This is a genomic window from Paenibacillus sp. IHB B 3084 (assembly GCF_001447315.1).
Taxonomy (GTDB): Bacteria; Bacillota; Bacilli; order Paenibacillales; family Paenibacillaceae; genus Paenibacillus.
In genome coordinates, this window is sequence record NZ_CP013203.1 from 1,886,415 (window position 1) to 1,899,150 (window position 12,736).

Consider the following 12,736-nt stretch of genomic DNA (forward strand, 5'->3'; position numbering starts at 1 on the left):
CTCTTATGATCCTACCCTATAATAAGAAGAGATACAAAAAGCGTTAACAGGAGGGTAATATATGAGCAATCAGACCATTCAGTGGTTTTCCACTTCCAAAGCTAAAGCTTGGCAATCCCGATCTCATCATCCTAGCGAAACCCAAGAGCCTGTCAACCTGACCATTACGAGGGAAACGTATCAGCTTGTCGAAGGCTTTGGCGGCTGTTTTAATGAACTGGGCTATGTAGCCTTGAACCATTTGGAGAGGGACGAACGGGAGCAGGTGCTTCATTCTCTCTTCCACCCGGAGGGCGAACACAAATTCACGATTTGCCGACTCCCTATTGGAGCCAGTGACTACGCGCTGGAATGGTACAGTCATAATGAAACGGATGGCGACGTGGAGATGAAGCACTTTTCCATTGAGCGTGATCAGCAGTATCTCATTCCTTTCATTCGGGAAGCGTTACAACTTAACCCGGACTTGAAGCTGTTCGCTTCACCCTGGAGCCCGCCGACATGGATGAAATCGCCCAAGGCTTACAATTACGGCACATTGCGCTGGGAAAAGGATATTTTGAAAGCGTATGCATTATACTTCGTCAAATTTGTGCAGGCTTACCGTGAGGCAGGCATTACGATTCATCAGGTCCATGTTCAAAATGAAGTCATTGCCGATCAAAAATTTCCTTCCTGTGTATGGACTGGTGAACAGCTTCGAGAATTTATTCGCGACTATTTAGGCCCTGCCTTCGAGGAACACGGACTAGATACGGAAATTTGGCTGGGTACCATTAACGCCCCTGATCCGTGGGAAGAATTAATGAAGAAGACTTCGACCGGATTCGATGAATATGCCCATACCGTACTGAGTGACCCGGAGGCCTACAAATATATTAAAGGCGTGGGCTATCAGTGGGCAGGCAAAAATGCTATCCAACGCACCGTAGCCAGCTACCCTGAGCTTCGTTATATGCAGACAGAAAATGAATGCGGGAACGGAGAAAATTCGTGGGACTACGCCAAATATGTATATAACCTGTACCAGCACTACTTCACCAATGGCGTGAATGCTTATATTTACTGGAACATGGTTTTGGAGCCGAAAGGCAAGAGCACATGGGGATGGGAGCAAAATTCGATGATCACCGTTGATCCGGCGGATCGTAAGCGTACCCTGAACCCGGAATATTACGTGATGAAGCACTTTTCTCATTTTGTATTGCCGGGTGCGAGACGCATTGGACTCCGTGGATCATGGACGGGAAATGCCGTTGCTTTCCGCAATGCTGACGGACAAACGATAGTGGTCATTGCCAATCCGTTCCACGAATCCCGTGTGCTGAATCTGTCCGCTGGAGAGGCTACGCATCATTTCGAGCTGGAGCCGGAATCATTTAACACCATCGTCATTCCTTTTTAACCGTCGCAGGCTTCTCAACTGTTCGTGCAGCATCACGTGTCACTGTCCGGTCCATCCGTATCCAAAAGTATGGTTAGTTTCCAAAATGAATGTATCCCCTTTTGCGTATAGTAGCCATAAATAGTATACTTGGAGTAACTACGGACAGGAGGTCGATGAACATCACTACTGTAAAAGACCGGATTGATTTGAAGCTGATTAATTGTGATAAGGAATTGACCCTCGCCGTCATCGGCGGGAAATGGAAGCTGATTATTTTATGGCATCTCGGCATGGAAGGCACCAAGCGGTTCGGTGAACTGAAAAAGCTGATCCCCCACATTACGCAAAAAATGCTGACCAACCAACTGCGCGAGCTGGAGGAGGATCAACTCATTCTTCGTAAGGTCTATCCTGTCGTTCCTCCGCATGTGGAATACTCACTGACCGAGCATGGCGAAAGCCTGATTCCGGTACTGAGAGCGATGTACGATTGGGGATCAAACTATCGTGAGAATGTGATTTGGAAAGAAGAAGAAGCGGTTCAGGACGTAACGCCCGTTTAATCAGCTTAACTATATATTTTCATGATGAAGACACCCCCGAGGGTGTCTTCAGATTGTCGAGAAACCCCGTCATTTTGAGACGTGGGTTTCTTTTTTTTACATCATAGTGCTCTGGTCTCTGGAGAAACAGGGGGGTTACCCCTGTTTCTCCAGGCGATCCAGGTGGATCGCTATCTTCTTCATGTTCTGCACGGCTGCCGTCATAAGGGCTTGTTCCCTGACGTTTGGAAGACCGCGCAAACGGCAATAGCGAAACCCATGGAGCTCTTTGGCATCCGCGAAGCTTCGCTCAATCGTCTCTTTTCGTTTGCGGTACAGCTTTTTACCGGATGGGCTCAGCCGGTTGCTCCGTACCCACTCTTTGCTGTCTTCCCAGACATGCCGAGTCACCACTTTGTGGTGGTTTCGAGACTGGGTGCACTGGCCCAGCAGCGGGCAATGCTGGCACTGTGCTGGGTCAGAGGCATACTGCCGATATCCCTTACGGTCTGTCGTTCGGTAGGGCAGTTCTTGCTGGGCCGGGCATCTATACACATTACGTTTGGCATCGTATTCAAACTTCCATTTCGGAAACAGTCCTTGTCTGGGATGGAATCTTCGGTGAGCAATCACGGCAAAAATCTTTCGGTTTTGTAAACCTCGACAAATCGGCGTCGTTAAATAACCGGAGTCTAGCGCCACGGCTTCTACTTGAAAACCAAAACGTTCTCTTTGGCGGTCCAAACGGGACAAATAGGGGACGGAATCATGTACATTCCCCGGTGTCACGTGCACATCGGTAATGAGATTGTACTTCATATCCACCGTTCGGTGATCCAGATAGAAGAAGCCTTCGGGCTTGCCATCACGGATCATATAGCCACTGTCCGGGTCGGTTTTGCTCACTTTTATTTCTTTTTCTTCGTTCACTTCCTCTCGAGATTTTAACGCTTTTTTCCGTGGTTTCTCCGGTCCTCCTTCACCGCTTCGTTAAGCTCGTCCATATAGTTTTTGGTATTCTGTAATACTTGCTCTTTGGTGTACTGATGTTTATTGGCGTTGGCCTTGAGGTGGGTGGAATCGGTCATGAGAACACGCCCGCCCACCATTCGGTGAGAGATCGCCTGCAGCACAATTTCATCGAAGATATCTTGAAAGATGGTGGTGTCTTTAAAGCGTGTACGGCGATTCCAGCTAATCGTCGTATGGTCTGGAACTTTATCGGTTAAGCCCAGCCCCAGAAACCAACGATAAGCTAGGTTCGTCTGAATTTCACGCTCAAGTTGCCGTTCTGAGCGAATGCCATAGAAATAACCGAGAAAGATCATTTTAAACAATACGGTAGGATCAATGGCAGGACGCCCGTTGTCCGCACAATACAGCGGGCTTACCTTCTCATGAATAAAGGAGAAGTCTATATATGTATCCACTTTGCGAAGCAAATGATCTTGGGGCACCAGTTCTTCCAGGGAAACCAATTCAAAGGATTGTTGTTTGTCTCGATGAGATCGCAGCATACCAACACCGTCCGTTCTATACAATAGTTACCTATATTATACAACATTAACGCGGTGTCGTCTTAAATAAAATTAACATAAAAACAGCTGTCGAGACTTTCTCGACAGCCTGAAGACACCCCCGAGGGTGTCTTTTTTTCATCCTTAATCTTTTTCTGAATGAGCAGCTCCACTTGCTTCTTCCAGAGAATGAATGAGAAGTCTATGATCAATCGGTGACGACATGACAATCAGGCTCGTGTAGGTTCCATACTTATCGCACTGGTTGCTAAACTCTTCTAGGGTGCGCGTCGAGTTGGTCACTACTTTTAATAAATAACTGTGATCTCCGCTTATACGGTGGCACTCGGCAACATGTGGAGATGTATGGACAAAATCAAGAAATGCATTGCAATCTCTAGTCCGAAACAATATATAGGCTGCCGTATCCTTTCCTATTTTTTCAGGAGAGATGATAGTGCGATACTCCTTGATAACCCCCTTTTCTTCCATTCGTTTAACTCGTTCTGTTACAGCAGGTTGGGACAAACCCACGCATTTCCCTAGCTCCGTCATTGAAATTCTTGCCTGACTTTGAAGATAAAAGAGGATTTGTTTGTCTACATGATCCACTTTGAATGCTCTCCTTTAAATTTAACGTTTTTATGAGAAATTCATTTAATTGCTTTGTATAATCATCATAATGGATTGATTGCCTTATGTAAAATGAATGATTTAGATTATATAATAAAACTCACATCGATAAGACGAAACATGAAAAGATAGAGAGGATGGCTTGCCCTTGAGCAAATACATTTTAAATAAGGTAGGAACAGTAGCAGATTTAGAAGTACATATTGAAGAGGCTATTGATCGTACAATTGACGGAAAAAGACTGGTTGGTGTTGTTGTACGAGTTGCGCTTAATGAGGCGCAATATTATAGTTGCGCTGCCGGATGTCCAGACCGTGAACAAAAGTCTGGGGGGCCTCTCAGTGAGCCTACCCTTCTCCCGCAAAAATATAATTGCATTGGCCGCTATATGTTTGTCCGCATTGATGTTCGGCCTCGAAATTTCCAGTGTGCCAGTGATACTGCCAACTCTGGAAAAAGTATTGCATGGCGATCTTAAGGATATGCAATGGATTATGAACGCTTACACCATTGCATGTGCCACAGTTCTGATGGCTGTTGGAACGCTGGCTGACCGGTATGGAAGGAGGCGTATTTTTATTATCAGCCTCGTCTTGTTCGGTATTACATCCTTGATTTGTGGCTTGGCGCAAAGCACATCGGTTCTGATCATCAGTCGGTTTCTCCAAGGGGTGGGTGCTGGTGCGATGCAGATTTGCCAGATAGCAATTCTTTCACATCGGTTTCAGGAAGGACAAGAACGCAGCAAAGCCTTTGGCATATGGGGGATCGTGTTCGGTATCGGCCTCGGTTTTGGACCTATCATCGGCGGCATGATCGTGGCCGTGTTGAACTGGCATTGGGTTTTCCTGGTCCACGTTCCGTTAACCATCCTCACTTTGATTCTTGTTTTCGGTGGCATAGAGGAGTCCAGAGACCCGCAGGTGAAAAAGCTGGACATTATCGGCATTATCACGCTTTCGTTGACAGTTTTTGGCCTTGCATACTTTATCACGCAAGGGCCGGAACTCGGCTTTACCAGCAGAGCATCCATCAGCATCCTTGTTGCAGTAGCAGTAAGTCTCATTGTTTTTCTATTTGCGGAAAAGCTCAGCGCCCATCCGATGTTTGACTTTTCCGTATTCAAGATACGTAATTTCTCCGGCGCTCTCCTTGGCTCTATCGGCATGAACTTCAGTTTTTGGCCGTTCATGATCTATCTACCAATCTATTTCCAGAGTGGCCTGGGTTACGGCATCGTAGCCGCCGGGCTGTCTCTCTTGGCTTATGCGCTGCCTACCTTGGTAATTCCGCCTCTGGCAGAGCATTTTTCGCTCCGCTATCAGCCGCGCATAGTCATTCCATCAGGTCTGTTCATCCTCGGTATGGGCTTCATTTTGATGAAATATGGCAGCGGCAGCGATCACGCCAGTTGGTTGACCATGCTCCCTGGCTCCTTGTTGGCTGGTATTGGACTTGGCTTAACCAACACGCCTGTGACCAACACGACCACCGGCTCTGTTCCGAGTGCTCGTGCAGGCATGGCTTCTGGTATAGATATGAGTGCCAGATTGATCACTCTAGCCATCAACATTGCTGCGATGGGATTCATCTTGCAGGAAGGTATTCTGTCTTATTTGAAGGGTACCCTTTCCGGGACTCTCAATGCAGTGCAATTGCGGTCTGTAGCCGAAAAAATAGCCGCCGGAAATACTGTATCTCTCAAGCAGAGTTTGCCAGAACTCTCCTCTCTGGATGCGTCTGGAGCCGTCGTCCATGCAGCGCTTGTGCACGGCTTTGGCTTGATAATGCTCTACGGCGGTATTGGTGTCTGGGTTCTAGCCGCGATCAGTTTTATGATTTTTGGACCTAAGAGAGCATAAAGACAATCCCCGGGATAAGGATATCCGGGGTTCTCTTTTTTTCAATATAAAGGACTATCGGCAAGATAATAAAAGAAACGGATGCAAGTATCCGCTTTCATGAGTATTAAAAGTCGGTTTTCGTTACTCATCCTCATTTTAAGCCCTTGTTTGTGATTTACATTACATCCGCTGTGACGTATGATTCTCCCATCCCTATTTACGGTGAATCGAAGGAGGCCATTCTAGCATGAGCATGACGCTTGCCCAGCCCAAAACGTCCAAAGCAACCCAATTACGCATTGGTTCCATGGCAATCATTCAGTACGACTATCGGCAGTTTCCAGACTCTAAACATGATCAACACCGCTGCTGTGGCTTGCTCACCATGTCGTGTAACGATGCTCAAGGCCGGGCAGAATATGAGCTGCCTGAAATCAAAGGAAGCTTCGACCTCGTCCGATGGGCTTCCGTGTTCACCTTGCTCAAGGGTCTATCCTTTACCGAGGCTCACCAATATATTCAGCACCACGCTGACAACTGGGGACATGTCAAAGCAGAGCTGGCTCTGTCCGCCTTATCCGACCTGACCACCCACGTGAACCTGCAAAGTCTCTCTCCTGCAACGCCCATCGTAAAACCACGGATTAGCCGTTCTTATCTGATCGAGCATGGTCTGGTCTACTATTCATTCTAAATCCCGCTCACAGATTAATCCCTGCCCTCTCTCCAATCAGCACAAAAAAGCCTGAGACTGCTTATCACAGACCCAGGCTTTACACCCATCAGCAAATGTTTGATTATGCTTGCAGCTTACCTGCACGAATATCGTCTGTCATACCTGCGTATGGCGCTTGAGAAATCAATTTTTCGTTGTTTACACCCGCATTTTCAATGAATGTAATATCTGCAAATTCAGGGACAACATATTTAGGATAGGTTTCGTATTTTTCACGCGATTCTTCCATCAGTGGAATAAAATCGTTCTGATAGCGTACAGTGATTTCGGGATGCTCATGAACCCATTTAGGGAAGAAAATAATGCCGTGCATCCGTTTTTCCTCTGGCATAAAGTTCAGGGAAACGTCCGTACCTGTCGGTTCAGTCCAAGATACTTTGTACACATTCTCCACCAGCTTCACCAGGTTGACCTTCTGGTCACGAACCCAACGTCCGCCTACCATGCCGCTATGAATGCGATAGTCGATGGTATCTTCATTTTTAATATATATTTCGTATTCCCAACCATTTTCGTAGGTGTAGATCATGTGACTGCCGATAAACTTGTCCATCTTGCATCCTTCTTTCTGTATTATGAGTTTTCATGAATTTGAACATCATGCTGAAAATAATAAGTATTGAATTTTAAACATGTAAACTCAAACATGTTTTTTATTACATATAAATTGTAGCACTGTGGTATACTAATGTCAAATACCGCATTGCGAGGAGAGCTACGTTGAAACGTATATTAAAATATGCCATTTTAGGCCTGGTCTACAAACAGGAAATGAGCGGCTACGATATAACAAGCCAATTCAAGAAGGAAATCGGACAATTTTGGAGTGCCAAGCACAGTCAGATTTATCCTGAGCTCAAAAGGCTAACCGAAGAAGAGTTAATTGAATATCGCACCTCCATTACAGGAGCCAAGCTGGAAAAGAAACTGTACTGCATCACACCCAAGGGAACCCAAGAGCTGACCGAGTGGCTGTTGAGCCCCAAAGAGCTGCCGGAAACGGAAAAGGATGAGTTTATGCTCATGCTGTATTTCTCAACCACCCTCCCCAAGGAAGAGAACAAGCTGCTGTTCGAGGATCAGATCGCCAAACGTAAAGAGAAGCTGGAGTATTTGTACGAAAGCAAAAAATCCCTTCAACTGCAGGACAAGAACCTCCAAACTCCCGGCTCTCATCAATTCGGGCATTATTTGGTGCTGAGTCGTGCTATCAATCGGGAAGAAAGTTATATTACATGGCTGAAAGAAACGCTGTCCCTGTTTGAATAGTCTTTTAGGAGAAAGCGATAAGAAGTATTAAAAAACCTTCAACGCCACGTAGATTCGTGGTATTGAAGGTTTTTCATAACACGTGCAAACTAAATACTTTAATCTGCCGTCGTATTGGAAGCTCCATAATCCTCAATGTGAATATCCGTGCTGAATCGGACTGGAATCGTGCTAAAGGTCGTATCCCAATCCTTTTTGACCTTGCGCCATACTTTAGGATGCTGAATCCGCAGGGCTTCTCCGAAACCTCCAACATCCGCCCGCAGCTTATGCATTTTGGCTACGGTTTGTTCTGCTAATGAGTTGACTTTCTCCTGAAAGATACTCTCTTCTCGTCCGAGCAGTTGATTACTGCTCAAATTTTCATTCGGATTAAAATTTTCCGAAATGCGTCCCTCTGAAGTCATTCTCACGCGGAAAGATATCTCATCCCCCTGAACTATGGCCTTGATGCTGCTTTTCACCGATTTGATCTCATAAGCAATATTTTTACCAGTTTTGGGATCAATACTTTTCAGAAGACCTCCTTCCAGTTCGCCTTTGATCCACATGAGACCCTCTACCTCAGACTCATTCAGAAAACCACCGTACTTCTGCGTCTTTCCTTTGATGATTCCTGCGCCCGCGAGCTTGATTTCACTATCCGCCGTAATGACATTTGGCAATAAAAAGCTGCTTTTAGCCTTCATGGGTCCGATCACTTTAGCCAATGACACGGGCTTTAACATCCGTGAATTCCGTTTACGGTTTAGAAAAATATCCTTTAATATAAAGGCCGGGGTCTGACCGGGGATTTTCTCCTCAAGTGCATCACCTGCCTTGCCCGTACTGATCAGCAATAGGACGCTGGGTCGGATGTCATTATCCCCCAGAAAAAAGTCCAGCAACTCATACAACGGAACCTTACGAAGCAGACTGGAGCTGATAATGACCGTCTTCAAATGAAATCCGATAGGAGGACGATTGGTCCGTAATGAAATTTCCCTCAGCATCTCAAAGACAGAATCACCAGTTTCCGTAATGTTGAAAAATTTTTTAGTTTGCGAAGGAGAGTTTCCTGAACCTTTGCTTTCCTCTGGCACTACGAATTGAAATGTCCCTTTAATTAACTCTTTCTTCGGATAATCTCCTCCCTTCCGATTGATTTGCTCTTCCTGCGAAGATTGTTCCGCTACATCCATAGCAATGCCTGCCTCCAGATTTAAATCCTCCACCGGAGAGCTGCTCCAGCAGCCTGAGAGTGTACTGCATATCAGGAGAGCCACCATTCCGAGTAATCCTAACCGGACTCTCTTCATGACCGCACACCCCTCCAGCGAGAAATAAGCAGCAGCGGCAGTGGAAGCAATACGAATAAAAAGATAGCTGCATTCCCAAGGATCGTTCCAAAAGAAAACAACTCGTTAAGGTTTTGGGGAATTTGAGATAGAATGTAAATGACTGGGAGCAGAATAAACAGGGTTGCGGAATAGGATTTATTTAAAATTTGAGAAACTCCGAGCGAAGCGCAGTAAAATGCGATACTGAATGTGGCAAAAATTTGCATAATCCAGATCGACAATAATAGGGATTCGAAGCGTTCAAATACCAGATACTCCACTTCAAAGCTGCGAGCTAAATCCAGAAAAGGCCAGGTTCTGGTCATGACCCCTTCCACCGAAAAAGCGCCAATGCACAGGATCACCGCAGCTATATAAAAAACGACCGCTATTCCAATCGCCAGACCGATCACCCTGGTTGCTTTCTCGGGTTTTTCCATGCGACAAAGAATGATAAGCATGCACTCAGTCCCCGTAAAAGTAAGCGTTGTAGTTTTCAGTACTTTAAATACTGGCATCACCCCCTCCGACAAGACAGGACGCAAATTATTCAATTCAAAAACATTTAATCCCAGCAAGCATATTAACAAAAAGATAGATGCCGTAATCGGGAAAATGATTTGGCATATTTTACCAAGCGTCCCGATGCCCCCCATGCACATATACAGAGAGATCCACATAAAAGGTGCTGAAATCGCCCATGCCGGTGTCCCTTCAAGCAGGAAGAACGCTGTTACTTCCTCTACAGATCGAATTTCGAATCCGGCTATACAAACAAAGTAGATGACTAACAGCACGCCAATAACTTTGCCAGCGGCTTTACCTATGATCCGCTGTACATACTGGTAAAAGGTAGTTTCCGGAAATCGTTGACTTAGTTTAACAATAATCCATCCGGACAGGAATACGATCCCCCCTGCCAAAAAAATGGATATCCACACGTCTGGCGACCTTGAATCCTCTACCATGACCCGGGGAAGCGTAAGCAACCCGGCGGCCAGCATAAAAGAAACAATAATTACTGTCGTCTGTAACGTTGTAATTTTATCTGCCTTTTCTTTTCCCACGGCCGTTCGGCCCCCTTCATTGTCGAAATCAGTCTTTGCGCTTGGGGTCTTTATGCTTCAATAGAATGGGTCTGTTTCTCATAAACTGGAGCGGTGCCCGTATGAAGTAATCCTTCCAGTCCCTCAACGAACGGGGAGCCGTTAGACTAAGGAACGGCACGCCGAAGCTTTTTAACTTCGCCATATGAATACTCAACATCAGAAAAAACATGATCACCCCATACAAACCGAAGGTGGCCGCCGTGAACATAACCGCAAAACGAAGAACACGCATGGAAATCCCGGCGCTGTATACAGGTGTTGCAAAAGAAGAAATCGCTGTAACTGCTACCACAATGACGAGAATCGGACTTACAATCCCCGCATTGACCGCTGCCTGTCCAATAATAAGACCGCCGACAATGCCCATGGCCGGACCAATGGGTTTAGGCAGCCGTAGGCCTGCCTCACGTAAAATTTCGATGGAGATTTCCATAATCAGGGCTTCAATCAACGTAGAAAAAGGGACCCCCTGTCTCGCACTAATAATGGAAATGACCAGCTTGGTCGGAATCAGACCGGGATGAAATGAGATAAAGGAAATATAGAGAGCCGGTGCGAACAAAGATATTGAGGTTGCCATGAAGCGGAGAAATCGAATAAGCGACCCTGGTAACCATCGTTCGTAGTAATCTTCGGGAGACTGAAGCATCATCCCGTACGTTACAGGCATAAGGAGCGCAAAAGGAGTACCATCCAGCAGAATCGCTACACGCCCCTCCAGCAAAGCGGCCATGACCCGGTCCGGTCTCTCCGTATTCTGAATCTGCACAAACGGGCTAAGAAAGTTATCCTCTATAAGCTGCTCCACATAGCCCGACTCCAGCACTTCATCCATATCAATGGTTTTTATCCGGCGCTTTACCTCATCTACAAGCTCAGAATCAGCGATATCTCTGAAATACACCACCATTAGCTGCTTCTCCACTCGTTTGCCGACTTTGAAGGACGACATAGCCAGTTCCGTACTTTCTCCATGTCTGCGCAGCATCGCCGTATTGTCGCTGAGTGTCTCCGTAAAACCGACTCGCGGTCCTCGCAGCACCGACTCTGATATTGGATCTTCCACCCCCCGGGTATTTCCCTTGGGTGTACCGAGAACAAAAGCGCCCGGCATGCCCTGAATCATGAGTATGACAGAACCGAATAGCACCTTTTGCAAAGAAAATTGAACATCCAGCGTGTACTGTGTCTCTGATACCAGCATGACCTGACGAATAATCATATCCCGAAGCAATTCTCCCCTCGGAAGATCATCGCTCTCTAGCCCAGAGCTTCCCCAATCCATCAGCGGCTTTAAAATGTTCTGGTCCATGCCAACCTTGTCCGTTAATCCATCCACAAAAAAAAGTGTGCCTACAGCATTCAGATTTTCCAGAAAAATCGACCGTTCGTTCACATCCGCCATATCCGCCGCTGCTTGTCTAATTTTTGTTAAATTGACGTCATAGTCTTCGGTAAAGCTCTCCCTTTCCTTCTCTTCTTCACTTGCAGAGAGATTAAGATCTGATTGCTCCGAACGGTCTTGTTCTTCCAGAAGCTTCAATCGCTCCATACGTCTGCTCTCTCGACCATCCAGCGCTTTAATTTGTCGTACCGTCAGAAAAATAATCAAAGGTACAATGAACAAAAAGAAGGCTTCTATCCACACGGCCCACTTGGGTACATGAGTTCCGATTGCCTGCCACACGTCCATTCCTCCTTCACTTCCATCCGATTTGTATATATATTTACCGAAATTAGAAAAAAGATGCATACATGATGGGTGACTTATCCATCCTCAGTTGTGCATAAAGGACATAACAAGTGATTCTCGCATCTAAATATGCCCATTTCATGGGATAAATTTATTGATGAATAAAAGGAATAAAAAGGTTGATTTGATGGAGGACTTGTAGTGTAAAAAGTGGAATTTCATGATAATATCTATTCATTCTATGACTAATGTCGCAATTTCACTGAATTCATTGTCCATTATTCGAATTTAAAAGGAGCTGTAGGTATGAAAAATCATTTTTGGAAGAAATCCGCTGTGTTGAGTTTGTTAGCGGTCATTTTGGTTGGAGGGACCGCGGTAAGCCCCAAACAGGCACAAGCCGCAGATATGCCTTACCTCGGAGAAATTACGATGTATCCTTACACGTTCGCTCCTAGTGGATGGCTAAAATGCGAAGGCCAAGTCTTATCTATTTCACAGAATCAGCCGTTATTCTCTCTGCTAGGCACTAATTTCGGTGGCAATGGAACAACCACCTTTGCTTTACCTGACCTGCGCGGAGCCTCCCCGATGCCGAATGTGGACTACTACATTTCAACTCAAGGTACATTCCCACCTCGTGACTAATGAGTGTGCAAAGCGCTATGCTATTTTTCTAAAGAAGAG

The 12,736-nt window shown here is 45.9% G+C and carries 12 protein-coding genes; 6 read left to right on the forward strand and 6 right to left on the reverse strand.

Going from position 1 to position 12,736, the window contains the following annotated elements:
* Positions 1 to 61: 61 nt before the first annotated feature.
* A complete protein-coding gene (locus ASL14_RS08835) occupies positions 62 to 1,405 on the forward strand; it encodes a glycoside hydrolase family 30 protein (protein ID WP_134911293.1) in 1,344 nt (447 codons plus the stop codon).
* Between the two features lie 155 nt (positions 1,406 to 1,560).
* A complete protein-coding gene (locus ASL14_RS08840) occupies positions 1,561 to 1,950 on the forward strand; it encodes a winged helix-turn-helix transcriptional regulator (protein WP_134911294.1) in 390 nt (129 codons plus the stop codon).
* Positions 1,951 to 2,085: 135 nt separating this feature from the next.
* Here the strand turns inward: ASL14_RS08840 and ASL14_RS08845 are convergent.
* Both ASL14_RS08845 and ASL14_RS08850 read right to left on the reverse strand, forming a co-directional pair.
* A protein-coding gene (locus ASL14_RS08845) for an IS1182 family transposase (protein WP_134911295.1) occupies positions 2,086 to 3,446 on the reverse strand; the annotation gives its coding sequence in 2 pieces (ribosomal slippage) (positions 2,086 to 2,879 and positions 2,879 to 3,446; 1,362 coding nt in all).
* A 144-nt stretch (positions 3,447 to 3,590) separates the two neighbouring features.
* Positions 3,591 to 4,058: an Lrp/AsnC family transcriptional regulator gene (locus ASL14_RS08850; protein ID WP_134911296.1), complete on the reverse strand. Its 468-nt coding sequence runs from the start codon at positions 4,056 to 4,058 to the stop codon at positions 3,591 to 3,593.
* A gap of 236 nt (positions 4,059 to 4,294) precedes the next feature.
* Between ASL14_RS08850 and ASL14_RS08860 the strand changes: the two genes are divergently transcribed.
* Together ASL14_RS08860 and ASL14_RS08865 are read left to right on the forward strand one after the other, a co-directional pair.
* Positions 4,295 to 5,941, forward strand: a complete 1,647-nt coding sequence (locus tag ASL14_RS08860; RefSeq protein ID WP_223264263.1) for an MFS transporter — start codon at positions 4,295 to 4,297, stop codon at positions 5,939 to 5,941.
* A gap of 229 nt (positions 5,942 to 6,170) precedes the next feature.
* Positions 6,171 to 6,617: a hypothetical protein gene (locus ASL14_RS08865; protein WP_134911298.1), complete on the forward strand. Its 447-nt coding sequence runs from the start codon at positions 6,171 to 6,173 to the stop codon at positions 6,615 to 6,617.
* 103 nt (positions 6,618 to 6,720) lie between these two features.
* On the opposite strand, the gene ASL14_RS08870 is transcribed toward ASL14_RS08865, so the two are convergent.
* Positions 6,721 to 7,212 (reverse strand): phenolic acid decarboxylase, encoded by a 492-nt coding sequence (locus ASL14_RS08870; protein WP_014279672.1) that lies wholly within the window; start codon positions 7,210 to 7,212, stop codon positions 6,721 to 6,723.
* 167 nt (positions 7,213 to 7,379) lie between these two features.
* Between ASL14_RS08870 and ASL14_RS08875 the strand changes: the two genes are divergently transcribed.
* On the forward strand, positions 7,380 to 7,928 hold the full coding sequence (locus ASL14_RS08875) for a PadR family transcriptional regulator (protein WP_134911299.1): 549 nt from the start codon (positions 7,380 to 7,382) through the stop codon (positions 7,926 to 7,928).
* Positions 7,929 to 8,026: 98 nt separating this feature from the next.
* Here ASL14_RS08875 and ASL14_RS08880 read toward each other — a convergent pair whose 3' ends face one another.
* The 3 genes from ASL14_RS08880 to ASL14_RS08890 are packed head-to-tail and all read right to left on the reverse strand — an operon-like array spanning position 8,027 to position 12,043.
* Positions 8,027 to 9,226, reverse strand: coding sequence for a Ger(x)C family spore germination protein (locus tag ASL14_RS08880; RefSeq protein WP_134911300.1), 1,200 nt, complete (start codon positions 9,224 to 9,226; stop codon positions 8,027 to 8,029).
* Positions 9,223 to 10,314 carry a GerAB/ArcD/ProY family transporter gene (locus tag ASL14_RS08885; protein ID WP_134911301.1) on the reverse strand — a complete coding sequence of 364 codons (1,092 nt, stop codon included), beginning with the start codon at positions 10,312 to 10,314 and terminating at the stop codon, positions 9,223 to 9,225. Before ASL14_RS08885 ends, ASL14_RS08880 begins: the two co-directional genes overlap by 4 nt.
* A gap of 28 nt (positions 10,315 to 10,342) precedes the next feature.
* Positions 10,343 to 12,043, reverse strand: coding sequence for a spore germination protein (locus ASL14_RS08890; RefSeq protein ID WP_134911302.1), 1,701 nt, complete (start codon positions 12,041 to 12,043; stop codon positions 10,343 to 10,345).
* A gap of 312 nt (positions 12,044 to 12,355) precedes the next feature.
* Between ASL14_RS08890 and ASL14_RS08895 the strand changes: the two genes are divergently transcribed.
* Complete coding sequence (locus ASL14_RS08895) at positions 12,356 to 12,697, forward strand: phage tail protein (RefSeq protein ID WP_134911303.1); 342 nt, start codon at positions 12,356 to 12,358, stop codon at positions 12,695 to 12,697.
* Positions 12,698 to 12,736 lie beyond the last annotated feature (39 nt).